We start from the raw sequence: 25,851 nt of genomic DNA on the forward strand, positions 1-25,851 counted from the left end.
TAGGAGGACTTTAAGTAGAACAATCTCGCGCCGTACCATTGCTCTCGATACTCACAAATCACAGTAACATCAGCTTGGAACCATTTTTTAAACCAAGTTCTTCGATGGTCCTGTTGATATCAAATACATTTCCGGTCATTTGATCACATAAAACACTTTGCTCTGTGACCTTGTAATGCCCTTGTGAAAGATCGGAGATTGTATGTGTCAGCAGATGGACAACTTCAAATACAGGACTTTTCAGCGGGATAAATACGTCATAAGTATTGTTTGAAGCCGGGTTATATATCTCGACTAAAATCTTATGCATATTGCACCGCCTCCTCTGAACGAATTGCAGTGGTCAGGAGTTTTACTAGCTTTACTTTTCCTTTGTTCACTACATAGCCGAAATCCTCTGGTAGTTCACCATACATATCATTGGTAATTTTATTGATTTTTAGCGTGTATTGTTCTGTGATACCGTTTCCGGCCCATATACCTTCACTCAGTGAAACTTGTTTTTGGAACCACGATTCATAGGTGTATGAGGTTAATTTTTCGACTGTATCTGAGAAGATAACCGTTACGTTGAGTCCATTTACTCTTTCTAAAAAGACCTTCAATTTATCTTTTCCATCATCGGAGAGCTGTGCATTCAACTCTGTGAATGAATGAATGATACACGTAATGTTTTCAAACACCGGGACTGGCTTGCCTTCGTCAATGGCATCCTTTGAAGTGTTGTTGCGGTATACCAATGTCGTAAATAAATTGACTATCATCTCTTCTAATGGTTTTAGCCCAGTCACATATTGATACATGCGGCGGCTGTCAGATACAAAGCTGCCATCAGCGTCCAGGACAATTACCTCTCTGTTGTCCTTCATTGTGATGACTTCCGCAAGTCCCTGCATGAAGGCTGAGCATTCATCCCCTGCATGCGAAGTTACAAGGCTGACCTCTGAAGCAGTAAAGTCATAAGAATAGATACTTAATGAGTCCTTCTCGACCCCAATTGGAATTATGTTTGTTGGATTAAAACGGATTGCATCCTTTAAATACTTGATATCTACTTTATCTGGAAGAATCGGAATTCGTTTTGCTGAACTCCTGTTCCATTTCTGCTGGTACTTACGGCAATAACCTGTTACAAAGCCGTACAAGTCACTAGCTTCTTTCGAAATTTGAGCAACTTGGAATTCATAAACATTCTCTGTTTTGAAAATTCCTCTTCCCTTATTTTTCGATGGATAAACACCATCAACATTGCCTAACACACCAGAATATTCAGTGGTGTCATTTAGCTGCAATACATACATTTGCTTGAAGTTTTGCAGAAGCCGGTATCGAATTGCACCTGTGTTTAACGCTGTTACTAGAAAAAAGATCCCATACTTCGTTCCTTCTCGAGTCAAAAATGAAATGGCTTCCTCATGGTGTTCATACATCTCTGAAAAAGCAGAGTAATTGTGAATCATCAGCACAATCGATGGCACTTTTTCGTTCGACTGCTGATTGAAGGTTTTAAAGTCCCCTCCATAATTTGCGAATTGTTTCTTTCTTGCTGCGATTTCATTCGCCATCATTTTAAAGAGATTGTCGATTTTTTCGCCTTCATGTGACAGCATTACATCGCCGACATGCGGGGACTCACGGTACCAGCTTAAGGTTTCTGACCCAAAGTCTAGTAAATAGAGATTTACTTCTTCAGGCGTGTGTTCTTCCATCAAGGAATAGATAAGCGAAGTCAAGAAGGTTGTTTTCCCGCTTCCAGCTACCCCATATACAACGGTATTGCCTTCTTGAGAGATTGGCAGCCTCAACAAAGCCTGGCGTTGATTTGCTGGGTCATCATATTCTCCAATCACAGGATTTAGTTCAAACCCCTGCGATTTTGTCTCACGGTACTTCTCTTTTAATTCATCCAGATAGATGTTAGCTGGAATTGGGTCCAGCCATAGTTGTTTTACCCTAATATTTTCTTGGTTTGCAAGATTTGCCAGATAATTGGTGACCTCATCAATTTGACTCACTGGTTTTGTGACTGTATTTTTCCGCTTATCAATTCTTGCTGATTTCAGTACGCGTCCTAAATTATCAATTACAGTAATCCCGTCATCTTTTGTTTTTTCCATCTTATCTGCGGGGTAATACGGCGCCCCCGCCCATGCCGATTGACCAAGTTCAAACAGTTCATTGTACCCGACCTGCAAGTAGAAACGTCCGGTTTGTGAAAGTTCAGCTGCGTCCGGTCGTTTGATGACTTCCATACTATCCGCCTTTTCTTGCACCTTTAAGCTGATACGGAATTTACTGTTACTCCAAATTTGGTCATCGACCACCCCGGAAGGCTTTTGCGTCGCTAAAATCAAATGGACACCCAGGCTTCTTCCAATTCGTGCGGCACTGACCAGCTGGTCCATAAATTCAGGCTGCTGTGTTTTTAATTCGGCGAACTCATCGGAAATCATGAATAAATGCTGTAATGGCTCTGAAACAGCACCTTCACGGTATAATTTTTGATACTTGTAAATATCAATATTGCTCTCATTTAGCCTTCTGCTTGTTTCGCTAAAAATAGCTTGACGTCGCTTAAGCTCACTTTGAATACTAATGAGTGACCGTTTGACGGCTGCACCATCAAGGTTGGTAATCGTCCCTGCTAAATGCGGCAGGTTACGGAAGGCATTGGCCATCCCGCCGCCTTTATAATCGATTAAAATAAAGGCGACTTCATCCGGATGGTAGTTTACCGCTAACGATAAAATGAACGTCATAATAAACTCACTCTTACCAGATCCGGTCATCCCCGCAATCAATCCATGTGGTCCATGATATTTTTCATGAAGATCAAGTTTAAACGGCTCTCCCGCTTGATTGACACCAATCTGTGTTTCAATCGTCTGTGTCGGATTATTTTCCTTCCATCTCGTTGGCGCATTTAAATGTTCGACTTTTCCAACGCCAAACATTTCTAAAAAGGTGATCATATCAGGAAGTGTGTAGGCTTTCACAGAAGACGCCAGCTGGATATTGGCCAACTCTACAGCGATTGGTTCCGCATCCTGCTGTAAAAAAATATCGGCAACAAAATTTTGAACCTTCCCTGAGATATCGTCTTTATCAAATATTTTGCTAGTGTTATCATTAAGCAGAGCGACGTTGGTGCATTCTTTCGGCAGCATTTCCAAACTGTCATATAAAGTAATTAAGCTGAAGCCGATCTCTTTCTTTTCTTTTAAAAGTAAATTCACCATTTCAGCTTTTCCTGCTAACTCTTTGCTCGTTGAAAAAACAACATAATGCTGCTTAATAGCTGCTTCTTTACTATCAGCCATGGCTGCTCGATGGGTGATCTCTTTTTCAAAATAAGCAGAAAGCTCTTTTATTTCATTGGCGTCAGTGGCAATAAAGCGAACACTCCTTGCATCATCCCAGACATGCGGCAGCCACTTAACGAACTTCCAACACTCTTGTTCTTCTTTATCGTAAAGAAACACTAATTTTAATTCGTCGTAACTATGTAATGCCGCTAATTGAAAAATAATCCCTTTAGCAAACTCAACAACAGTATCCCTTTTCCCAATAATCCCGGTAACGGGCTCATCCATAAGTGATATGGTGACAGGCACCTGTCTTACGATTTGAGGAGATTCTACCCATTGATATAATTCATCCTGGAGATTGTCATCTAGAAGCGTAAATTTCTTTTCAGGATATTTGATTTCCGCTTCTAACGGCAAATCACCTAGACCGACTCTTATTTTAAGAAAGTCATTTTGTCCTATTGTGCGTTCCCATAAATTACGTTCACGGTTGCGAATCCTTTTTAAGCACAGGTAAAGGGGAATATGGTTTTCATGCAAGATCTCACTCTGATACTTGCATTCGTCCGCCACCACCTGTTTCATCTCTTCTATGTAGTTACTATATTTTTCCTGCCGGATTTTCTCCTGTTCAATCCGCCTTTTCTTCTCATGCCTTTTTGTTAAAATCGGCCAAAGAATCATCCCGATCATCATACTAAATGACATCACAAGTGTAGGCATCGCGTACATTATGTCACCATTTGTTCTCATGACATTTTGAACCGCAAATAGTCCTGTGAACAGAGACGCCATCCCCATCGTAATCGACGGACCAAGCATCAGCATTAACGGTGTTTCTTCGGAATTATTTTGTTGCGGCGGGGGATCAATTTTAATGGTCTTTCGCTCAATATCCCGTTTAAACCTCGGTGAACGAAAAAACAAATCATCCTGTTCTTCTTCAATTAGAAAATCATCGAGCTCCTCTTCCTCTTTGACAATTGGCTGGTCAACAACAAAAGGTTTAAAAGCATTTCGATTTAATAACACTAATTGATGAGGGTTATTTAACGAAAGTAATCGTCCATTGTAAATAATCCGTAAGCCCATAATAGAAATCACATCACCAATGGAGAGCAATTTTTCCTTTATTCTTTCACCATTGACATATGTACCATTTGAACTATCATTGTCCCGAATTACAGCTTGACCTTTCCCATCATATTTAACGGTACAGTGTGAGCTGGATACCAATTTTTCGGTAAAACAAATATCATTATCTTTGGCTCGCCCAATCCTAATTACATCGGCTGAAGCCATATGTCTAGTAAACTCATTTCGTCCTTCACTTGCTGGTTCCACATATAATAGTGCAGTCGAATCTTGATCACGGTAGATTGTATACGTCATAAAAGGCTCTACTGGGACTTTTCCAATCTTTTCTCCAGCAGCGCCTTTCAGGTAGGCATATTTATTTGATTTTACATACCACTTGCCGTTATCTGCTTCAACAGCAATTAAATCCATCGTATTATCATCTTTATCAACCGTAGAGAGAACGTATCTCCCGGTTATTTTTTCAGGTAAAACAAGATTAAAGGCTTTACCTCTATCAAACAGCGTTACTATCAAAACAATTCTCTCCCTGCTCCAGTAGAAACAATTTCCTATATTTGTTATTATAAAGCAATTTTTCATTTGGTCCGTCATACTTTAGACACAATTTGACAAATCCATTCCAATCTTCTCAATGACTGATACAGAGCCATTCTAGCCTTTTGTTCCTAGTGATTTTTCAAAAATGAGATAAGAATAAAGAACCATTGGTCCCATAAAAAAAATCCACATGAGAGTTCTCATATGGATTTTCGTTATCATCTATTTACACTTGAAGCTTCAAGCCCTACACCATTTAACAAATCACACCACTGCTCAAATGTATTTAATTCAACCTTTACTGGTGCGGTTGGATGGTCCGTATATTCTACGACCCAAATCCCTTTCGCTGCGGGAAGAAAGAAGACAATATTTTCAAGAATCGGGTCTCTTTCAATACTTGGATTATGAAACATTGAAATATTATAAAGAGACCAGCCCTCTGATTCTAAATCATCGAGAAACAATCGAAAGCTCTGCTCTTCTATAGGTGAAAAACTGCTTAGTTTCCTTACTTTACCTGCGTTTTGATTTTCACTAAGCAAATCAAATGCCTGATCGGTGAGATGAAACATCTGGGCTCTTTCAATACCCTCTTCCGAAAAAGAATAATAGTTTCGGATTATGCTTGGAATATCTGCACCTTTGATATAGGCGAATTCATGGATAATGTCCCGATCGATGATATGAGACATCCATGTATCGTTTTCAATATGGTGTAACATTAGAATGTTGGATTGTCCCTTATTTGAGCAGCGAATCATCCATTTCGATTCAACATAGCTCTGAATAAATTGCTGAATTTCATCCTTTAATGGAATCTCTCCCTTTAACTCTCTTTCGTCATCCCAGAGCTGCTTTAGGATTAATTGGTGAGTAGTCACCTCCATAATCGCTTCCCACTCTTTTGGACCTTTCTCTCCAACAGAAGCCTCCGCAATACCTTTTGCTACACCAGGATATCCACTAAGCGTTACTAAGAGGGCAAGCTCCGCAGATGTACAAGTCATAATATAATCCATTTATTTCACATTCCTTTTTTCATTATGAAGACCAAGACCATAGGGACGGTTCTCATGGCTTTTCGCAAAGCTAGTTAAAGACCACTGGGACGGTTCTCATGGCTTTTCGCAAAGCTAGTTATGCCACAAGAACCGTCCCTATGGTCCATAGCGTTTATAGAAAAATCGCCCGAAGCAGATATTTAATCCCATAATAAACAATAACAGAGGCAAAAAGTTGGACAATAATAGAAATTAACATAAAGAACTTTCTTTTAAAAAAAGAGTACTTTAAAAATTTCTTGTTCAGATATGGTCCTATACCAAAAAAAGCATTGATCACAAACGTATACGTCCGTTGAAATACCGTTTTTGGATTTTCAGAAACACCCGCCTCGTACACATCAAGCATGATCCTGCCAAGTAAAAATACTAAGATACTGAAAATTACTTGAACTCCGAGAAAATAGATTAGTAATTCTTCGATTCGTTCCAATGTTTCTAAAGTCATTTTTCTTTCCTTATCCTTTATTCTGAGATTTGTTGTCAAGAAAACCACAAAAACCACAGGGACGGTTCTCGCGGCTTTTTTTAAAGCGAGTTATGCCACTAGAACCGTCCCCTGTTCTCTAGTTGAACCAGCTTCCAACGGATTTAAAGGTGTTATTAATCCCCTCACCAATATCTTTTATTCCTGTTTCAACTGCTCCTCCAAGCTTTTCGCCAACATCTTTAATCTGGTCTTCAAAGACAATACTTCCGACTCCACCGACTAAGGCACCCACGGCACCGCCCACTACGATTCCGGCTGGTCCGCCCACACTGCCAATCATTGCACCGACCTTAGCCCCTGCTCCGATTGCGACTAAATCGCTGGTAATTCCAGCAAATGTTCGTCCCATTCTTTCTCCACGGGTCTTATCCGCATTGTCAGGATCCCAAATTTCCGCAGCGTTGGCAGCAACTGAAATTACCATGCCAGCCAATGGGACTTTCTTTGCTACCTTGGTCCATCCCTTTGCATCGATTAGGTGCTCAGCAATTTCCTTTGTTCCCGTCGTTATTCGTTTTTGAAATGTACCCGATAAAGTATCTGCTTTTAACAGATTCAAATTCTTTGGAAAACCAGCAGCATGCTTTAATAGAGCTGAAGGATTATTATAAGAAGCTGCTATCTTTTGAAGTTGCTTTACAATCGGATTCGTAGGGCTCGATTTTGAAAAATTGTAAATGGCACGAGCCAACTTCGAGTCATATCTTCCTCTTCCTCTACTCTTCCAGGATGGATGAGCTCCAACTGTAAATTTATAATCACCCTTAATTTTCTTCCAAAACCCTGGCTTCCCGCCTATGTAATTAATTTTAAGCTTCCGTGAAATCCCAGCACTAAGTGCGATTGTGAACAGTTGTGTTCCAACTAAGGCTGCATCCCCGATACTAAGTTTTCCATTGATGTAGTTAAAGACATTTAAGATATCTGCGATGGTTGATTTCTTAGATTCAGGGGTTGAGGCAGATTCCGATTTTTTGGTTAGCTCCGTTTCTGTCCGGCAATACTGATCCATGGATTGAGCAATAAACCGGTCCAAGTTTTTTATCCGCGTCTCTAATTGATTAGCTGACGTGATAGCAGCATTGAACCTTGAACGTAAATTCCCCCGATTCATGATTTCATGATCAATTGAATACCTTAGAACGCTTAAACCATCACTAACCTCTGATACTTTTTGTGACATTGGACCAATACTGGCTCCAGTCTGTTTAACATAATCTGTTTGAATCTTTATGGGCGGCAATGTTTTGCACCTCCTATAGTTACCTTTTCAGTTAATTTCCAGCGGCGTTCGCTTTTTGTTCTGCTTCTGCTTTTGCCTTTGCTTCTGCCTCCGCTTTTGCTCTTGCTTCAGCTTCCTCTTTACGCTGAATCTGCTGTGCAGCCGAGAGGACATCCGATCCGATAGAGTTTAGTTTTGAGGAAAGGGCTGCAATTTCTTGATTAATACTGTCAATACTTTGGTTTATGTACACCATTTCTTTTGCGTTCCAACCGTTGTTGAGATCCCCTTTCACCCTATTTAAGTTATTTTTAACCTCAATTAGTTTAGAGGAATAATCGTTGATTTTATTTGCCTGCGACGCGGCTAAATTAACGTTAATACTCACATCATCACCTGCTCTTGGGTTGCCAGGTGCCATGGGGACGGTTCTTATGGTTTTTTATAAACCTAGTTATTGCCACAAGAACCGTCCCCTCGGTCCACCCTTAGTGCATTCCCTCTATTTTCCTATTTATTATAAAAGCTATTTTTTTATTATTCTATAAAAAAGAAGAAATTGGTTATTTTGTACCGGTAGTCCTCCAAAATTTATAAAAAATAACGCCTGAAGACCTAGGCGTTTTCAATGGTTCCTTTATCAACAATTTTCTTCCCACTCAGGAGGATAAAACTCACTCCCTTTTTAATAAGAAAAACAATGAAAAACCATTGGATTTGTAACCGCTTTTTAGATAAATGTTTCCGTTTTCTAGAGCTTTGTCAAAAGAAAGTTTATAAACGATAATAAGAGTATAAATTTTGAAAGGTGGTAATTTAAATGAAAAAATTTGAAAAGTTTATCGGTACTTATGGAAAATACCTAGTTTTAGCTTCTTTTGCACTCAATCCTAACTCCGTAAACCCTGCTACAATTAAAGAATTTATTGACAACCACTGATTCAAATTGATTCTCTAAGAAAAATGAGGATCTTTTTTTACCCCAAAAACCTACCTCTTTGATTTCATACGATAATTAAATTTCGTAATTCATTAATAGCACCACTTACGATAATCCACTATTTAGATTTCTCGTAAAGAAGCAAATGGGACAGTTCTTATGGTTTTTTATGAATCTAGTTCTTGCCACAAGAACCGTCCCCTTGGTCACGCTCCGATCCTATCACATAAGCTCTTCAACTTCCCTCTTACTCGGCAGTGCAGAGATAGCTCCTTTTCCTGTTGTAGTAAGTGCACCGCTAGCATTGGCAAATTTGAGGATATGTTCTTGGTGGTCACGCAGTACCTCTTCAAGGTTTTCCGGATTTGATTGCAATTCTAGCAATTGATATAAAAATCCGCCAATAAACGCGTCACCCGCTCCGGTTGTGTCCACTGGTTCAACAGAATATCCACCCGATTCAAACCTTCCATTCTTTAAAAACAGATCCGCCCCGGCAGCTCCCTTTGTGTAGACTACCGCCTTCACGTTTCCAACGAACAACGATTGTATCGCCACCGATTCATCCTTTATACGCGTAATAAATTCAAGCTCTTCATCAGAGACCTTAACGATATCAGCAGACGGTAAAAATTCTAGAATTGCTTTGCGACATTCCTCAGGGTTCTCCCAAAGCGGCAGCCGCACATTTGGGTCAAAGCTGACCAAGCCACACGCAGCAGAAACAGCAGCAATTGCTTTTTTATGAGCCTGTTTCATCGGGCTTTCCACTAAATCAACCGAACAAAAATGGAGAATATCCCCCGCTTGGAACCAAGCTGGATCGATTTCCTCTTTGCTTAACAATAAATCAGCAGAAGGATTACGGTAAAATGAAAAATCACGTTCCCCGTTTTCTTTTAATGAGACAAAAGCCAAGGCCGTATTCGCCTCACTAGTCCGGTATACTTTGTCCGTCTCAACACCAGCCTCGACAAGCTTTTCGACTAAAAAGTCGCCAAACGCATCGTTGCCTAATTTAGAAATCATCGCTGCTTTCTGCCCATATTTGGCAACGGCAGCAGCGACATTTGCCGGTGCCCCTCCTGGAGCTCTCTCAAAGGAGATAACATCCTTTAAGGCCACCCCTTTTTGAAGAGGAATAAAATCAATTAACACTTCACCAATCGAAAAAAGCTTTCCCATTTCCTCACCTCTCGTATAGCTTACTTAATATCCCATTTAACAGCCTGTACATTCGTTTGGCCACCGCGGGAAAACACAGTGATTCCATTACTAGTTTTACCAGGGAAAATCCTTCCGGTAAATACTTCCTCTCCACCATTTACAAACACTTCAATAGAGGAAACATCAACAAAGATACGGAACGAAATCTTTTCAGCGTCCAACGTGCACTTCCGAACGGTACCAAACTCCTCAGCAAAGGGTTCACCTGACTCAGTCCGATCAAACACAACCTTTTTCGCAATACGATCATATTTAATTACGGATTTCTCATTTTCTCCAACCCGGAGTTCCAAACCAAACTCATCAGCCGTATTATTAGAGAATTCCGCAAGAAGCTCATACACGTCTCCCTCAAAGTTATCCAAACAAATCGCTTCATTTTCAACCTTTTGACTAGTTTCTACCTTTTTCCCGCGAAGCAATTTCAGCTCATCGACTGGCTGCTGAATGAGTTTTCCTCCTTTAACTGTTAACTCACGAGGAAGTGTTAAACAGTGTGCCCAACCATTTTTATCGGTAGGATAGTCGATTTCCGGTAATCCCATCCAGCCGACTAAAATCCGCCTTCCCTGGTGATCCACCGTTGTTTGCGGTGCGTAAAAATCAAAACCACGATCCAGCTCATGGAACGCACCATGCTTTAATTCCATATTTTCTAAATCTATTGGACTTCCAATTACATACCCTGATTGATAAATATTTTGATAGCTATCACCTTTTGCTTTTAACCCTTGTGGAGAGAATAGGAATACGCCTTGCCCTTCTATCTCAAAGTAATCCGGACATTCCCACATATAACCGAAATCTTCACCTAACCCTGTCTTCACTTCGCCCATAAACTTCCAATCTTTTAAATCCCTAGATTGATATAAAACAACACTTCCAGTCTCATTTTCCCTTTGAGCGCCAATCACAGCATAGAAGAGTTCCCCATTTTTCCAAACCTTTGGATCACGAAAATGATCAGTATAGCCGCTAGGAACCTCTGTAATTACCGGTGCATCCATTTTGACAATGCCTCCATCACGAGTCATCACAGCCAAACATTGATAGGGATGCCGATTCCAATCTTCATCACGAGTATTGCCCGTGTACATGAAGTATAATTTCCCATCATGCTCAATTCCGCTTCCGGAATATGCCCCATGACTATCAAACTGATTCGACGGCTCAATACCCATTCCAACATTTTCCCAGTGTACCAAGTCTTTAGACTTCGTATGATACCAATGCTTTAACCCATGAATCGGTCCGAGCGGGAACCATTGATAGAATAAATGATATTCCCCATTAAAAAAACTAAATCCATTCGGGTCGTTTAACAATCCTGTCTCCGGCTGTATATGAAAAGACTGGCGCCATGGGCATTGACTCACTAGTTTGGCTAACCCTTGGATTTCCTCTTCGGACACGTCGTTCAAGGTTCTATATCGCTGCTCTTTTGTCCATTCCATGCTGTTCACTCCTAATGCGCAAAAGGAGAATCACGGGATTCTCCTTTTCATTATTTTATTATGCTGCTGCTTGATCAGATGTTTGTTTACCTGCTTTTTTTTCTTCCCTTTTCGCTAAAACAAGTGTGACGATAAAAGCTACGGCACATGCGATGGCCATACCAATAATATAAGAAATAATCGTATCTGGGCGAATTGAGATGACCCCTGGAATACCTGCTGCCCCTAGTGCAGTCGCTTTAACCTTGAACAATGTAACAAAGCCAGATCCAACCGCAGAACCAATAATTGCCCCGATAAATGGATAGCGTAATTTCAAATTAACCCCAAACATTGCTGGTTCTGTTATCCCTAGTAAAGCAGAGATACCAGCTGCTGAAGCAGTTCCTTTGATCTTGGCATTTTTCGTTGTTTTTAGTACCGCAAGAGTCGCTCCTCCTTGTGCCATGTTTGACATCGCCGCAATGACGAAGATAAATGATCCACCTGTTTTCGTGATATCTGCAAGCAATTGTGTCTCTACCGCAATAAAGCTATGGTGCATACCTGTAATAACAATTGGTGCATAAAGTAAACCGAAAATGATCCCGCCAATGACACCTGTTGTGTCATATAACCAGACAATTCCATCTGTTAATAGATTACCAGCTGAGCGTGTCAGCGGCCCTACCAAAGTAAACGTTAAAACCCCGGTAATAAAAATAGACAATAACGGTGTTAATAGGTTGTCTAAAGCAGATGGAACAACCTTACGTAAGGAAGTTTCAATTCTTGCTAGAATAAAAGAAGCGGCTAGTACAGGAAGTACGGTTCCCTGATAGCCTACCTTTTCTATTTCTAGACCAAAAAGATTCCAAACTGGGACTTCATTATTCAGTACTGCTGCACCGTAACCGTACCCATTTAATAGGTCTGGATGAACCATTAACATTCCAAGAGTAGCCCCAAGGAAAGGATTCCCACCAAACCGTTTCGTTGCTGAAAAACCAATTAAAATAGGTAAAAAGACAAAGGCAGCGTTTGCAAATGTATTAATAAGTGCCGCTAAATCAGCCATTTCTGGATTGGCATCCACTAAGGATTTTCCTTCAATAAACAAGTCTGGAGCAGTTAAGACATTGTTAATCCCCATTAATAAACCGCCAGCTACGATCGCTGGAATAATCGGAACGAAAATGTCTGACAGCATTTTGACAAATTGCTGAACTGGGTTCAGTTTCTTCGTCGCTGCGTCTTTTACATCACTCGTTGACATTTCCGTTTGACCTGACATCTCCGCCAAGTGCTTATAGACCTCGTTCACTGTTCCAGACCCTAAGATAATTTGAAACTGACCTCCTGTTGAAAAGGTCCCTTTCACGACATCCATGTTGTCCAACGCAGCTTGATTAACAATTGATTCATCATCTAGTACAAGACGTAAGCGTGTGGCACAATGCGCTGCAGCTGATACGTTTTCCGTACCGCCAATGGCATCCAGTACTTCCCGAGCAATTTTTTTATGATCCATCTTAATCCCCCTCTTTTCATCCGTAATAGGAACCGGTTCCATAAAAAACCAAAAAAATAAATCTTTTCAAACGTGGAACCGGTTCCGAAATTAACTAAAAAAATAACTGGTTAAAAGAGAAACCACATTCAATTGTTACCAAGTGAAATAGGCCCTCTTTATTGGAACCGGTTCCGATATCTTTATTATAGGGGAGCATTAAAGAAATTGTCAACGCTTTCCCGCTCAATTATTTCAAATTTAGAAAGTGTTACTTTTTCCACAGACCGTTCATTGACTAACTCAACAATATGTCTTGCAGCGGTTTCCCCCGCTTCTTTGTAAAAAAACTTCGCCGTCGTAATCCCCGGATGAATGATTCCTGTCACATCATAGCCGCCAAAGCCTGTAACAGCTAAGTCCTGTGGTATCGTAATCCCCTCTGAATATGATGCCTTCAAAACACCAAGAGCAATATTATCAGTTGCACAAACAAAGATGTCAGGCTGAAATCCATGGATGATCTCCTTTGCACTGGCTTGTGCAGCTGGAATGTTGAATAATGTCTCATAGAATTGAACATCACAATCGTCTACTTCATCTATCGCCTTTTTAAAACCCTGCTTTCGTTTCACGCCTACTGAAATATCCCGTTCAGTTACGCCTAAATAAGCAATTTTCCGATATCCTTTTTCAAGAACATACCGCCCCATCGCATAGCCAGCATGTAAATCATCATGAATCAGACTATGAAAGTCCTCATGTTCTTGTCCAATTAACAGTACTGGAACCTTAACACTTTCAAAGGCATGGATATGCTGTTCGGTGATTTCAGTAGCAAGCAAAATAATCCCCGCCATCTTTTGATTAGCAAAGCTATAAATACTTTCAATCTCTCGCTCTAAATTTTGACTAGTATTGGAAATAAGCATCTGATAATTCATTTTTTTTAATTGTTCATCGATGCCAATTAACGTTTGTGAAGAAGCAAAGGAATCAAGTCTCGGGACAATCGTGCCAATAATATTCGTTTTCTTCGCTTTTAAACTCTGCGCAAATGGATTTGGAATATACCCGGTTTCCTTGATGGCATGCTCAATTTTCTTCTTTGTCGCATCCCCAACTGACCCGCCATTTAAATACCGAGAAACCGTACTTTTTGCCACACCTGCAAGCTTGGCAATATCTACAATTGTATTCATTACTCTACCTCATAACATTTCAATTTCGATATCATTATAGTAACATAAATGGCACCGTCCACCATGGACCAATAAATACCCATCTGAACGCAGGGATATAAATCTATCAATAAAGCTAAAATGTTTACCACCGTTTTTTAATAGTCAACTTCTCTACAAATTCTGCCTGACTAAGGTGGATTAAACACATGATTAACAGCATTTAGAGCTTTTCTAATCAATCGTTTGGTTAAAACTAAATTAGCAAATTAAACGTTTGATTGAAAAGTGGGTAAACTCTTTAAATAAACTACTTAGGGCGGTTTTCAAGAGAAATAACTGTCGAATAATAGTTGTGGTTGTTAGGAATTTTCTTCAAAACTGACAATAGAAACTAGTAGAATACATATTCCAGCAAATAGCAACAAATTGTATACTAACTAATCGTTTGCTTAAAAGTGCTGTAAACTCTTTTAAATCAAGCTATTATCTATTTACTAAAAAAATTTATTGTCGAGGAAATATATGTGGAAATTTTATATTGAAAAGTGGTTTGGGCAATCAGTATCATACCAGCTTTAACGGGATTTTAATGTTTTTCACTGAATTGCGTTAGCAAAATGTTAGTGAATTTCACAAAAGCTACATAATTCAACCATTCTATACGTTTATGAGAAGTATATACTACAAGTAGTCCCAGCAAAATTCTCCTTTAACCCTCTCTTTTCTTTTCCAAAAAACAATTCACTATGGAAGCAGGTTGATTTATGAAGAATAGCAACAATACGAAGGATATTTGTGACGAGAATGGAATGCAAGTGAAAGTATTAATGAAGCATTTTGAAAATCCAAAAGAGCGTGAAGATCTATTAAAAAATATAAAGATAAGTGCTGAATTTGACATGAGGTACCGAGGACACTTTTTATATTATGGCAAGGATTTTATCGACTATAAACTTATACGCCCCTATGACAAAGACCGCAATGAGTTTCTCCGTATCTTATCAAACTTTATGACCACCGTTTTGGAAGATGACTGTCCATCCTCATGGAAAAAATGCAAACGACCATTCTGGGAAGAACTGATTTTCACCCACTTTCCTCATGTTATGAGAATTACCCCTGATCAAAAACAAGTAGAAACCTTCCTTTCCCAATTAAAGATGTTTATCCAGTGGCTTGATAAGCGTGTTGGCACAACATGGTTTGCAGTTGTAGATAAGTATTCAAAGGAGGCAATTTCCGACCTGAAAGTATGTGAGCAAGTGCTGAATACCATTTTTTTAAGAGACTTCCCACAACTCCATCAGAAAGATTTTAGCCCCGAACAACAAATCGAAATAGCTAACCAGAGTTTCAAGCAATGCACCAAAAGATGGGATAGCCTTTTTGAGGTCACAAGTATCATTGACCAGATTACTGTATTAAAAGAATTTAACACAAACATAACCTATTATGTAAAAGGCTTGCCGACCCATTTAATCGTTCCTGAACTTATTATGAGTGGCTGTATTGGCCGAAAGAGCGGCACCTTGCTCTGGGAGTGGTTTCAAACCGAAGGAATCTATCCACAAAAAGGGAGAAAATATCTAAAATTGCTTAATTAATTTAGATTTGAGTATAACATCAGCCCCCGTCCCGTTAAAAACAGCAGCTTTCCCCAAAAAGATCAATCTAAAAGACCCCTGGAGGATTGTTCATGCAGAGAAAATTTGTTTGCACTGGTGTTAAACCGGGTAAGTATATTTTGTATGCTTTATCAGCAAACAAAAAACAAAAAGGGAAATGGAGGCTATAACTATGGGTAAAACAGTTTTAGGGGTTTATAATTCCAGTGATGAAGTAATTCAGGCCATTGAGGTGTTCCAAAACGAAGGATATTCCAGAAAAGACTTTTCAATTATTGCCAATACAGCAGATGTCCCTTCCACCATCGAAGAGGAAACAGGGGTGGCTTCTCAGGAAATAACCACAAGGAATAATCCACCTTCAGAAGACCACCTAGGGTTCTTAGCAAGCCTGTTTACCCCATTTGTGGATAATACCGTCCAAAATGACGGCAGAAATACCTATTATGATCATTTGATTGCTCAAGGTATTAGTGAAGCAGATGCGTTAAAATACGAAGAGGATATCAAATCCGGAATGATTCTGCTTCTCGCTGAAAAAGGATTAGAGAACGTTAGCGCTGCCGACCGTATCTCTACAGAAGATTTTGCTCGTAATCAAACAGGTCTTGTTGATACTTTTGACACAGATAAGCAGCAATCACTAGAGCTGCGGGAAGAACAGTTGGATGTGAATAAACAACGTGTTCAGACCGGTGAGGTAGAGGTAAAAAAAGATGTGGTTGAAGAACAGAAAACAGTAAATGTCCCGGTAACACATGATGAGGTCTATGTAGAAAGAAGGTCAGTCGACAATACTGAAGCAGAAGCAGACACAACCATACCAATCGGCGATGAAGAAACCATCCGCGTTCCAATTGTTGAGGAGAAAGTAGAAGTGACAAAGAAACCCGTCGTTGCTGAAGAACTGGTGATTGGCAAGAAACAAGTTACGGAAACCCAACAGGTAACAGAAAATATTAAGCGTGAGGAAGCAAAAGTGACCCAAGAGGGAGACGCTACGGACATTGAAACCACTTCTGACAGAAATAGTGTGGATACTGATAAATTCTAATGGATGTTGTCCTAAGAGTTATCTATTAGGGATAGTGGGCCAGTCACCCCCGCATTAGCATTTTAGCAGTCTGGGGGACTGGCCCTTTTTCCCTAAAATATATATTGGATATATATTGGTATGATAATGTAAATAAGGATTACTAATTGTAGAATCCAATTCAATTATCAAATAAAATTTACAATGTTACTCCCTGCCTTGTCCCATTAATTCCCATGGTGTGACTTCTGGCAATTCCAATGCAAATCTCTTTTCCAACCATGCTTCTGCCTCTACAATCCATCTTGAGGCATCTTGATAGATTTGGCTTTTTGCCTGTGCTGTTGCTTGTGTAGCAAGACTTAAGCCGTGTGGACCTTTCTCATAAACATGAACTTCAAAAGGAATATTTTTATCTGCCAAAGCAGTAGCCATCTTTAATGTATGCTAGACTGGAACCAATGTATCCTCTGATGTAGCCCATAAGAACATAGGTGGGGTACTCTCTGATACATGTAAAGCTGGGCTTACTTCTTTAAGCTTTTCCTCATTAGGATTTTTGTTACCTGTAAACGCAAGATTAGATGTTTCAAACAGTTTCTGATCTATAGGGCTTTTTGGTAAGGAACGCATAAGAAGATAATCACTTAATGTGTACCCAAGAATTGTAGCAGCTGGTTTGAACGCTTCCGGTTTTTCATTGAAATATTCATGGATGATTGGCTTATCCCAGTACACCGAATACATTGCACAATTGTGCGCGCCCGCTGAAAATCCGCAGATAGCAATTTTATCAACATCTATTAGCCATTCATCAGCATGTTCTCTTAGCACGAGCATTGCTTTTCCAATTTCTCTCATAGGTGCAGGATGTATGCTTTTTTCATTGACTTCCAATTCTTTTTGAAAATCAGGAAATCCAAACTCCCCTCCCATATAAGTTGAATAACAAGAACAAATGCATGATATCCCATGGCTGCAAATCTTAGTGCTACCGCTTCGCCTTCCCTATCGGAACAAGATAAATAGGCTCCACCTGGACAAATAATAATTGCAGGCCGCTTATTACCTCCTAATAATTCCGGCGAATCTGAAATCACATAGGTTGTTAAGGTTACATCTTCTCGATCCTCATAAAACTTAATCACTTCTGATTTCATTGTTTTCTCCTCCTATATATTTATCTGAACCTATCACTAATACAGAAAAAGCACCTTATTAAGTCTTTACTTTTTATAGTATCAAAATAAATAGGATTAAATAATAATAGAATGAAAGAATTAACTTACTCGAATCAAAGATTCATCCATATAAAAAGCGATGCTATTATTTTTAAGCATCGCTTCTGTTAATTAATACACTAGGTTAATTTCACCGGTTGAAGCGCTTTAATGATGTTGACAATCTCATCCTTATAAAGACATTTGTCCATTTAGGTTGCCTGATACCTAGATTTATTATTTTTACAAGGTTACAAAGGATTTCCTCGCTACTCCTGTTTCTACTGCTGCAGTTGCAACAGCTTTAGCTACCGCTGAAGCAACACGGTCATCAAAAGGACTAGGAATCACAAAGTCTTCTGATAGTTGTTCTTCTGAAATGAGTGAAGAGAGGGCATATACTGCAGCCTTTTTCATTTCTTCATTTATATGTGTCGCTTGAACATCTAGAGCACCTCTGAAAATCCCTGGAAAAGCTAGCACATTATTGACCTGATTCGGAAAATCAGAGCGTCCGGTGCCGATTACCTTTGCTCCAGCAGCTTTTGCTTCATCTGGCATAATTTCCGGAATAGGATTTGCCATAGCAAAAATAATAGCATCTCTTCTCATTGTTCTAATCATATCCTTTGTTACTGCACCTGCAGCAGATACACCAACAAAGACATCTGCACCGACAACGACTTCCTCTAAGCTTCCTTCTGCATTGTTACGGTTTGTTTGCTTGGCAATTTGATCTTTAAATGGATTCATGCCAAACTGGCGATTTTCATAAATTGCACCTTTTGTATCACATAAAATGACATCATACACGCCAAAACTTAATAGCAATTTAGCAATGGCAACACCTGCTGCACCCGCACCATTAATAACCACTTTTATTTCTTCTATCTTTTTATTTATTAGTTTAAGAGCATTTACTAATCCAGCAAGAGTAACAATTGCTGTACCATGCTGGTCATCATGAAAAATGGGGATTTTTGTTTCTTTCTTCAAACGTTCTTCAATTTCAAAGCATCTTGGGGCAGATATATCTTCTAAATTCACTCCGCCAAATGTTGGTTCAAGACGCTTTACCGTTTCAATTATTTCATCAACATCTTGTGTATTTAAACAAATAGGGAATGCATCCACGTTAGCAAAACTTTTAAATAAAGCTGCTTTTCCTTCCATGACTGGCATCGCTGCTTCAGGGCCAATATTACCCAGCCCTAATACTGCTGAACCATCTGAAACAACTGCAATGGTATTTCCTTTCATCGTATATTCATATACTTTATTTCGATCTTCATATATTTCCTTACACGGCTCCGCAACACCAGGTGAATACGCTAGACTCAAATCATCTTCATTTTTAATCGCTACCTTAGCTTTCACTTCTAATTTCCCTTGTTTGTCCCGGTGCATTTGTAAAGCTCTGTCACGCAATGTGTTCATGATACCTCTCCCTTTTCCTAAAATGTTTTTGCGCTTTATTTCACATTAGTTTTTAAATTCTTGTCCAAATGCCCACGCTGTTTATTTTTTTATACTCAGGTTTCCACATAGCATTTTCAATAGCAGCCTCAATATCCTGGATATCCGCCCTTGAAATTCCTTCGTGTATTGCAGCATTGGCTACTTCAATGGCTACGTATTTTGAAACTTCATGAAGTTTTTCAATTGGTGGCAAGAGAGATGCCCCCTGTGTGCTAGTGTCTGACATTCTTGCAACCGCATAAGCAGCTGCTGCAAACATTCCTTTTGAAATCTTTTCAGCCTTTGCAACAATAGCTCCCAATCCGAGACCTGGGAATACAAATGCGTTATTAGACTGTCCAATTTCATAGGAAACGCCGTTGTGTTCTACATTGGCAAACGGACTGCCGGTTGCAATTAAAGCCTTTCCGTTTGTCCATTTGATCAGGTTATCCGGAACTGCCTCAGCCAAGGAAGTAGGGTTCGACATAGGCATGATGATTGGGCGTTCGATGTGTTTAGACATTTCTTTAACAATTTCCTCAGTGAAAGCCCCGGCTTGTCCGGAAGTACCGATTAAGATCGTTGGCTTCACCCTCTGAACTACTTCTATTAATGAAATGATTCCATCCTCATCCTTATCCCAGTCCTTTACTTCTTCCGCTTTTCTTACATAAGGTCTCTGGAAATTAAGGACATCTGGTGTTTCATCAGTTAGTAAACCCCGATAGTCGATAGCCCAAAAACGGTCGTGGGCTTCTTCTCTGGTCAGCCCTTCAAGAACCATAGCATCTGCTATTTGATCAGCGTTACCGATACCGGCAGCCCCTGGCCCGAAAACAACAATACGCTGCTCTTTCATAGAAGTACCTGATATTTTCAATGCAGACATTACAGCAGCAAGAGTAACTGCACCTGTTCCCTGAATATCATCGTTGAAGGTAAGGATCTTGTCACCGTATTTGTCCAGGATCTTTCGGGCATTCACATTGCCAAGGTCCTCCCAGTGAAGAAGTACTTCTGGAAAGAATTTTCTTGCAGTCTGAATGAATAAATCAATGAAATCATCATAACGATCACCGCGAACACGCGCGAATTTGTTACCGATATAAAAGGGACCGTTAATCAAATCCTGATTGTTCGTACCAACATCCAGGACGACTGGCAGAACACGACTTGGATCAATACCGGCTGCTGCTGTATAAACGGCAAGTTTACCAATCGCAATATTAATACCACCTACACCCTGGTCCCCTATACCTAAAATGCTTTCGGAGTCGGTAACGACGATTAAATCAATGCCATCTTTAGGTTGTCCAAGATTAGAAAATGCCTTTTCGATGCCCTCAGGATTCTCAATTGAAAGATATAAGCCACCTGGGCGACGATAGCTATGGGAGTATGACCTGATTGCATCCCCGACAGTAGGAGTGTAGATGATAGGAAGCATTTCTGCTAAATGTTCTTTCAAAAGTCGGTAAAACAGAACAACATTACGGTTATATAAATCATAGAGAAGACCGTTTTTAAACAGATCCGTCGTCCGCATAGAATATTGCTCATAAGCTCTGTTCACCTGTTCATCCAGGGTGAGCACCTGGGGTGGTAACAGGCCGTCGAGTCCAAGCTCTTCCCTTTCCTCTTTAGTAAAAGCCGTTCCTTTATTCAAAAAAGGATTAGAGAGAATCTCTTTTCCTCTTAATGTTGTGATAATTATATTCTCATGAACATTCATGAAATTTCCTTCTTTCTTTAAAAAAATAGCTATTTGCTGCCTGTCTTTAATCTTTGTTTAAAGTTAGCTTAAGAGCTTTAGCAGCATGATTGCCAGGATAACAGTAGATGCTCCGCCAAGTCTTGTAGATATTTGGGCAAAAGGCATCAATGACATACGGTTAGAAGCTGAGAGGATTGCAACATCTCCTGTTCCTCCAAGACCGCTATGGCAGCCTGTAACAATGGCAGAATCCACAGGATACATTTTCATAAGTTTTCCAACAAAGTAACCAGTTGTGACCATCGCAACCACTACAGCAACACAAACAATTACGTATGAAGGAGTAACGATTTTTACCACGTCTTTAAGTGGAATGTATAGCATTCCAAGTCCGACCATCAATGGCCAGGTAAGACTTGATGATACAAATTTGTACAAATGGTAGGCACCTTGTTCCATTTTTGCCGGCATGAGCTTAAGGCTTTTTACCAATGCAGCAGCAACAATCATAAGTACAGGGCCTGGCATTCCCAATAACATGTGTCCAAGTCCTCCAAGGATAAAGAATGTACACGCCATTAAGAGACCTGCTCCCATCAGCGGGAAGTCAACTGGCTTATTAATGGTTGCGGATTCAGTAATACCATCTCCGCCTTTTGTTTTAACCAAAACACCCTTGCCAGTTAGGTGTGGTTTCTTTTGACCGAGACGAGAAAGGAGACCTGCACAAATGATTGCCGCAATATTTCCGATAACAGCAGCCGGAATCAATTGGCCCACAAATGTTTCTGGAGCTGCTCCGAGAACCTGGCCGTAACCAATGGAAAGTGGCAGGATCCCTTCACCGATGCCCCCACCGATTATAGGAACAACGATATAGAACAATGTATGTTTTGCAGAGTATCCACACAACATGCCAACTAATACTCCAACACCTACAGAAGCGAGTGTACCGAGAATAAGCGGGCCGAACATCTTAGAGAAGCCCTGGAGCAGGACTTTACGGTTCATCCCAAGAATACTTCCTACTACTAATATACTGATATAAAGATAAAGGAAGTTTGAGGTTTTCATTAACTGAGTAACAGCGTTGATCCCAGTATCATTAATAAAACTAAAATAGACTAAAATCGATGGAATAAGTAGCGCCATAATAGCTGGACCGCCAATATCTTTTAGGACAGGGATCTTCATCCCAATTTCCCCCAGCAGAATACCCATAGTAATAATAATTGCAAAGCCCCCGATCATATCTGCCGGTAATACTTCATAAACCGTTGCGAAAAAGACAACAGCTGCAATAATAATGTATAGCGGAAGTGGGACAGCGCCAATATTCAACCCGAATATCTTTGTGTATAAACTTTTTTCACCAATAGCCTCAGCAACCGGTGTAATCGGTTCCAATTTTCTAGCAGTTTGTGCCACAAGTAATCCCCCTTTAATATGTTATGTGTCTATCATATTCTCAGATAAAACGTTTTCATAGTTTATGAAAGTTTAGTAATTCTTCTTGTAAATAAAAAAAGTAAGCAGTTTCAATCACTGCTTACAGAAAGTTTTTAATTAAATGCTCTTTATATTGATTATATTCATGCTGATAAACTGGCCTTCCGACGGTTCCATAGATAACCTTAACATCAAGGATTCCTAAATCCCTAAGGAAGTTAAGATACTTTCTAGCAGAGACTCTTGAGATGCCTACAAGATTTGCTATTTCATCAGTGGAAAAAGGACCTTCCTTCAACTCCTGAACCACTTCCCATACCTGCTTTAATGTATCCTTTGTTAGCCCCTTTGGAAGTTCCTCTGCTATTGTATGTTCCTCTCTGTTTAAAAGAAAATTATCAAGTTCCTGTTGACTAACAGCTTTTTGTTTATCGATAAACATAGTTTTCTGCTGGTAACTAGCTAGAGCAGCATTAAACCTTTCAAACTCAAAAGGTTTAATTATATAATCTACAACACCGTACCTCAATGCCTTCTGGATTCGCTCTAAGTCCGAAGCAGCAGAAATAATGATTACATCAATTTCAAGGTCATTTTTCCGAAGATACGCCAACAGCTCAAGTCCAAGCTTTCCCGGCATAAAATTATCCAAAAGAATAAGCTGTATTTCTTCCTTTTTTAGCAAACGGATCGCTTCATCTACTGAATTGGCTGTTGCAACCAAACGGAACCCGTCCATTTTGGAAAGGTATTGTTTATTGATTTCTGCTACCATCAGGTCATCTTCGACAATCATTACACTGATCATTTCTATTCATCCCCTACTTTATAAGGTATATACACAGCAAAATTAGTTCCCTTACCAGGCTTGGACGAAATTATCATGTCCCCTTCAAGCCTTTCAACCGCCTGTGCCAAAAGATATAATCCAAACCCACGGTTATCTCCTTTCGTAGAGAAGCCCTTATCCAGTATTTTATTTTGGATTGATTGTGCCATTCCCATCCCTGTGTCTTTAACCTCAATTGTTAAGATATCCTCTGCGTAATCCAGTTTTAGTTCGACCTTTTTGTTTGGACAGTTCGCAATTGCCTCCATTGCATTATCGACGAGATTTCCAATGATTGTAATTAGCTCATGTGTAATTTTCTGGTCCGCTGGTTTGGAAAGTTTACTTGTGCAATCAATTGATAGTGAAGCTCCTGATTCTCTTGCAAAGCTTAGCTTTCCAATCAGAAATCCTGCAAGAACAGGATCAAGGACCTTCTTCGTTACAAAGCCCACTTCCGTTTCACGGTGGTTAACCGTTTCACTCACATAGTTAGCGAGTGTCTCGTATTGTTCTGTACGAACCAGTCCAAGAATGACATGAAGTTTATTCATGAATTCATGCGCCTGTGCTCGAAGAGCATCCGCATAATTGCGCACACCAGTGAGCTGTTCGGCCAAAACTTGAACCTCGGTTTTATCACGAAATGTAGCGATTGCTCCCACCGGTTGATTTTCAACAACAACCGGCACCCTGTTTACTAGGATCCTTACCCCATGCAAGTTCTGTTCTTGGTCTAACTCCGTTTCATCCGATTTTATAATGCGAGTTAACCGAGTCTCTGGCAAATAATCTTCAATGTTCATCCCCATAGGATTTCCTTTAAGCCCAGCTTTTTTAAAAAGCTTACTAGCTGCCCTGTTTACAAGGGTAATTTTCCCTTCCTGATCAATAGCTATAATTCCTTCTCGCACAGACTGCAGCATGGAACTTCGCTCTTCAAGCAGCTTAGCAATAGCGAATGGTTCGAGTCCTAAAAGGATTTTTTTGATGTATCTCGCAAGTCCCACCGCACCGACTACCCCAAACATTATTCCGATTAAGGTGCCAATAACCATACCCATCTGACCTTTATGTACCGCCTTTGTTACATTTTCTAATGAAATTCCTACTGCGATTGCACCGACTTGTTTTCCTTGTGAATTCATAATTGGAGTAAACGCCCGCATTGATGGGCCAAGTAAGCCTTTTGAGATCGATACGTACTCCTTACCTTGTAAGGCTGGCCCTTCATCTCCACCCCTGAAGTGCTTTCCAATTTTACCGGGATCCGGGTGGGAATGCCGAATTCCTTTCATATCCATAACCACAACAAAGTTAACTTTCGTTAAAACTTTTACCCGATTGGAAAAATCTTGAACTTCTTCCTGATTATTTTCCCCTTCAAGAACCCCAACCACTTGTGGGCTAATGGCAACCATCCTTGCAACATTCAGGGCCTTTTCTCTCTGTGTTTCTTCCACACTAGAGGTAATCCCTTTGCTTATTAGCAAATCAGTTATTCCAAGTGATAAAGCGACGACAATGCATACAAATATAATAATAATGGCTTGTAAACTTAATTTGGCTTTTTTCATGATATCCTCCAGGCATTTGCTAAATTATAAAATGAATATGACTATTCCATTAAATGACAAGAGACCGCTAAGCTAGTAAATAAGCTTCAAGCAGTCTCTATTTTAAATCATCGAATCAGCAAAATTGCACCCGCCATAATTGGTGTGAGAACCATAGCACTTTTTAAAATTAGCAATGGCACACTGTTGGTAAATTTGGCTCCAATATAAGAACCGATCATCGTTCCAGTAAGCACCTGAACCAAAAGCAGAACGTCGAAGTAACCCTCAAAATAGTAGCCTGTCCCGCCTGCCATAGCGATCGGAAGAATAACAAGCATCGTTGTGCCGACTGATTTTTGTACAGAAAGACCCAGCACCATCATCAATCCAAGCTGAATGAATGGAGCCGACCCGATACCAAACGTACCAGATAAAATACCAGATACTATACCGACTGCAGCTGCCCTAAATAAAAAGCTGCCAGTTGATTTAGTTTCTCCTTTATTTGTTTCTTTAAGCTTATTTACAATAAAAAGGCGAATCATTAGCATAATAGCGGATAGAAATAGCATTCCCGCTGTAAGGAAGTGGAGTGAATGGACCGGAATCCATACGGCAATCTTGGAACCAAGATATGACAAAATCGCCCCAAAAACACCTACAGTAATTCCTGCTTTCAAATCAATATTTCCCTGCCGGTAATGGCTATAAGCTCCAGACATTGTAGTAAACACCATAGCAGCAAGAGACGTACCTAACGCTGTGTGGATTGACACTCCAAAAACAACGGTTAAAAGAGCAATAATAAAACCTGATCCTCCTGCCCCAATAAACCCTAGTAAAATACCTATTAAGAACATTGTAAGTGTGATAATCAAAGTTGCCCCTCCCAAACACACTTCCACTTGGTTAGTGAAATTTGTCAAAATTTATTATAGTACTTGA

21 protein-coding genes are annotated in these 25,851 nt (G+C 39.9%); 2 read left to right on the top strand and 19 right to left on the bottom strand.

What is annotated here, in order from left to right; genetic code table 11:
* Positions 1-58: 58 nt before the first annotated feature.
* From ABC255_RS28490 to ABC255_RS28535, 10 genes are all read right to left on the bottom strand, one after another.
* On the bottom strand, positions 59-310 hold the full coding sequence (locus ABC255_RS28490; protein ID WP_412998686.1) for a ubiquitin family protein: 252 nt from the start codon (positions 308-310) through the stop codon (positions 59-61).
* On the bottom strand, positions 303-4,922 hold the full coding sequence (essC, locus tag ABC255_RS28495) for a type VII secretion protein EssC (protein WP_412998687.1): 4,620 nt from the start codon (positions 4,920-4,922) through the stop codon (positions 303-305). Before essC ends, ABC255_RS28490 begins: the two co-directional genes overlap by 8 nt.
* A 242-nt stretch (positions 4,923-5,164) precedes the next feature.
* Positions 5,165-5,968 carry a hypothetical protein gene (locus tag ABC255_RS28500; protein WP_412998688.1) on the bottom strand — a complete coding sequence of 268 codons (804 nt, stop codon included), beginning with the start codon at positions 5,966-5,968 and terminating at the stop codon, positions 5,165-5,167.
* 154 nt (positions 5,969-6,122) lie between these two features.
* Positions 6,123-6,458 carry a hypothetical protein gene (locus ABC255_RS28505; protein ID WP_412998689.1) on the bottom strand — a complete coding sequence of 112 codons (336 nt, stop codon included), beginning with the start codon at positions 6,456-6,458 and terminating at the stop codon, positions 6,123-6,125.
* Between the two features lie 118 nt (positions 6,459-6,576).
* Positions 6,577-7,743, bottom strand: coding sequence for a hypothetical protein (locus ABC255_RS28510; protein ID WP_412998690.1), 1,167 nt, complete (start codon positions 7,741-7,743; stop codon positions 6,577-6,579).
* Between the two features lie 31 nt (positions 7,744-7,774).
* Entirely contained in the window at positions 7,775-8,110 is a 336-nt protein-coding gene (locus ABC255_RS28515) for a hypothetical protein (protein ID WP_412998691.1), read from the bottom strand.
* 774 nt (positions 8,111-8,884) lie between these two features.
* Positions 8,885-9,847: a carbohydrate kinase family protein gene (locus ABC255_RS28520; RefSeq protein ID WP_412998692.1), complete on the bottom strand. Its 963-nt coding sequence runs from the start codon at positions 9,845-9,847 to the stop codon at positions 8,885-8,887.
* Positions 9,848-9,867: 20 nt separating this feature from the next.
* Positions 9,868-11,343 (bottom strand): glycoside hydrolase family 32 protein, encoded by a 1,476-nt coding sequence (locus ABC255_RS28525; RefSeq protein WP_412998693.1) that lies wholly within the window; start codon positions 11,341-11,343, stop codon positions 9,868-9,870.
* Positions 11,344-11,401: 58 nt separating this feature from the next.
* Positions 11,402-12,853 carry a sucrose-specific PTS transporter subunit IIBC gene (locus tag ABC255_RS28530; RefSeq protein WP_412998694.1) on the bottom strand — a complete coding sequence of 484 codons (1,452 nt, stop codon included), beginning with the start codon at positions 12,851-12,853 and terminating at the stop codon, positions 11,402-11,404.
* 185 nt (positions 12,854-13,038) lie between these two features.
* Entirely contained in the window at positions 13,039-14,034 is a 996-nt protein-coding gene (locus ABC255_RS28535) for a LacI family DNA-binding transcriptional regulator (protein WP_412998695.1), read from the bottom strand.
* Between the two features lie 746 nt (positions 14,035-14,780).
* Between ABC255_RS28535 and ABC255_RS28540 the strand changes: the two genes are divergently transcribed.
* Together ABC255_RS28540 and ABC255_RS28545 are read left to right on the top strand one after the other, a co-directional pair.
* A complete protein-coding gene (locus ABC255_RS28540) occupies positions 14,781-15,620 on the top strand; it encodes a hypothetical protein (RefSeq protein ID WP_412998696.1) in 840 nt (279 codons plus the stop codon).
* Positions 15,621-15,813: 193 nt separating this feature from the next.
* A complete protein-coding gene (locus ABC255_RS28545) occupies positions 15,814-16,695 on the top strand; it encodes a YsnF/AvaK domain-containing protein (protein WP_412998697.1) in 882 nt (293 codons plus the stop codon).
* Positions 16,696-16,881: 186 nt separating this feature from the next.
* On the opposite strand, the gene ABC255_RS28550 is transcribed toward ABC255_RS28545, so the two are convergent.
* The 9 genes from ABC255_RS28550 to ABC255_RS28590 all read right to left on the bottom strand — a co-directional run bounded on the left by ABC255_RS28550 (position 16,882) and on the right by ABC255_RS28590 (position 25,784).
* Positions 16,882-17,109 carry an alpha/beta hydrolase family protein gene (locus ABC255_RS28550; RefSeq protein ID WP_412998698.1) on the bottom strand — a complete coding sequence of 76 codons (228 nt, stop codon included), beginning with the start codon at positions 17,107-17,109 and terminating at the stop codon, positions 16,882-16,884.
* Positions 17,110-17,121: 12 nt separating this feature from the next.
* Entirely contained in the window at positions 17,122-17,571 is a 450-nt protein-coding gene (locus ABC255_RS28555; protein ID WP_412998699.1) for a hypothetical protein, read from the bottom strand.
* Positions 17,532-17,834 carry a hypothetical protein gene (locus ABC255_RS28560; protein ID WP_412998700.1) on the bottom strand — a complete coding sequence of 101 codons (303 nt, stop codon included), beginning with the start codon at positions 17,832-17,834 and terminating at the stop codon, positions 17,532-17,534. Before ABC255_RS28560 ends, ABC255_RS28555 begins: the two co-directional genes overlap by 40 nt.
* Before the next feature lie 303 nt (positions 17,835-18,137).
* Complete coding sequence (gene ystJ / locus ABC255_RS28565) at positions 18,138-19,331, bottom strand: NADP-dependent malic enzyme (RefSeq protein ID WP_412998701.1); 1,194 nt, start codon at positions 19,329-19,331, stop codon at positions 18,138-18,140.
* Between the two features lie 52 nt (positions 19,332-19,383).
* Positions 19,384-21,087 (bottom strand): NAD-dependent malic enzyme, encoded by a 1,704-nt coding sequence (locus ABC255_RS28570; protein WP_412998702.1) that lies wholly within the window; start codon positions 21,085-21,087, stop codon positions 19,384-19,386.
* 63 nt (positions 21,088-21,150) lie between these two features.
* On the bottom strand, positions 21,151-22,446 hold the full coding sequence (locus tag ABC255_RS28575; RefSeq protein WP_412998830.1) for a 2-hydroxycarboxylate transporter family protein: 1,296 nt from the start codon (positions 22,444-22,446) through the stop codon (positions 21,151-21,153).
* A gap of 172 nt (positions 22,447-22,618) precedes the next feature.
* Positions 22,619-23,326 carry a response regulator gene (locus ABC255_RS28580; protein WP_412998703.1) on the bottom strand — a complete coding sequence of 236 codons (708 nt, stop codon included), beginning with the start codon at positions 23,324-23,326 and terminating at the stop codon, positions 22,619-22,621.
* A gap of 2 nt (positions 23,327-23,328) precedes the next feature.
* Positions 23,329-24,924: a DcuS/MalK family sensor histidine kinase gene (dcuS, locus tag ABC255_RS28585; RefSeq protein ID WP_412998704.1), complete on the bottom strand. Its 1,596-nt coding sequence runs from the start codon at positions 24,922-24,924 to the stop codon at positions 23,329-23,331.
* A 107-nt stretch (positions 24,925-25,031) separates the two neighbouring features.
* On the bottom strand, positions 25,032-25,784 hold the full coding sequence (locus ABC255_RS28590; RefSeq protein ID WP_412998705.1) for a sulfite exporter TauE/SafE family protein: 753 nt from the start codon (positions 25,782-25,784) through the stop codon (positions 25,032-25,034).
* Between the last annotated feature and the right edge of the window lie 67 nt (positions 25,785-25,851).

This window comes from Neobacillus canaveralius, from assembly GCF_047237705.1.
In the GTDB taxonomy this organism is placed as follows: Bacteria; Bacillota; Bacilli; order Bacillales; family Cytobacillaceae; genus Neobacillus; species Neobacillus niacini_K.

Bases quoted from the DNA above. Each gene is read 5' to 3' on its own strand.
- dcuS (WP_412998704.1), bottom strand. From the start codon at position 24,924: ATGAAAAAAGCCAAATTAAGTTTACAAGCCATTATTATTATATTTGTA.
- ABC255_RS28540 (WP_412998696.1), top strand. From the start codon at position 14,781: ATGAAGAATAGCAACAATACGAAGGATATTTGTGACGAGAATGGAATG.
- ABC255_RS28525 (WP_412998693.1), bottom strand. From the start codon at position 11,343: ATGGAATGGACAAAAGAGCAGCGATATAGAACCTTGAACGACGTGTCC.
- ystJ (WP_412998701.1), bottom strand. From the start codon at position 19,331: ATGAACACATTGCGTGACAGAGCTTTACAAATGCACCGGGACAAACAA.
- ABC255_RS28520 (WP_412998692.1), bottom strand. From the start codon at position 9,847: ATGGGAAAGCTTTTTTCGATTGGTGAAGTGTTAATTGATTTTATTCCT.
- ABC255_RS28560 (WP_412998700.1), bottom strand. From the start codon at position 17,834: ATGAAATCAGAAGTGATTAAGTTTTATGAGGATCGAGAAGATGTAACC.
- ABC255_RS28545 (WP_412998697.1), top strand. From the start codon at position 15,814: ATGGGTAAAACAGTTTTAGGGGTTTATAATTCCAGTGATGAAGTAATT.
- ABC255_RS28490 (WP_412998686.1), bottom strand. From the start codon at position 310: ATGCATAAGATTTTAGTCGAGATATATAACCCGGCTTCAAACAATACT.
- ABC255_RS28570 (WP_412998702.1), bottom strand. From the start codon at position 21,087: ATGAATGTTCATGAGAATATAATTATCACAACATTAAGAGGAAAAGAG.
- ABC255_RS28535 (WP_412998695.1), bottom strand. From the start codon at position 14,034: ATGAATACAATTGTAGATATTGCCAAGCTTGCAGGTGTGGCAAAAAGT.
- ABC255_RS28550 (WP_412998698.1), bottom strand. From the start codon at position 17,109: ATGGCTACTGCTTTGGCAGATAAAAATATTCCTTTTGAAGTTCATGTT.
- ABC255_RS28530 (WP_412998694.1), bottom strand. From the start codon at position 12,853: ATGGATCATAAAAAAATTGCTCGGGAAGTACTGGATGCCATTGGCGGT.
- ABC255_RS28580 (WP_412998703.1), bottom strand. From the start codon at position 23,326: ATGATCAGTGTAATGATTGTCGAAGATGACCTGATGGTAGCAGAAATC.
- ABC255_RS28505 (WP_412998689.1), bottom strand. From the start codon at position 6,458: ATGACTTTAGAAACATTGGAACGAATCGAAGAATTACTAATCTATTTT.
- ABC255_RS28500 (WP_412998688.1), bottom strand. From the start codon at position 5,968: ATGGATTATATTATGACTTGTACATCTGCGGAGCTTGCCCTCTTAGTA.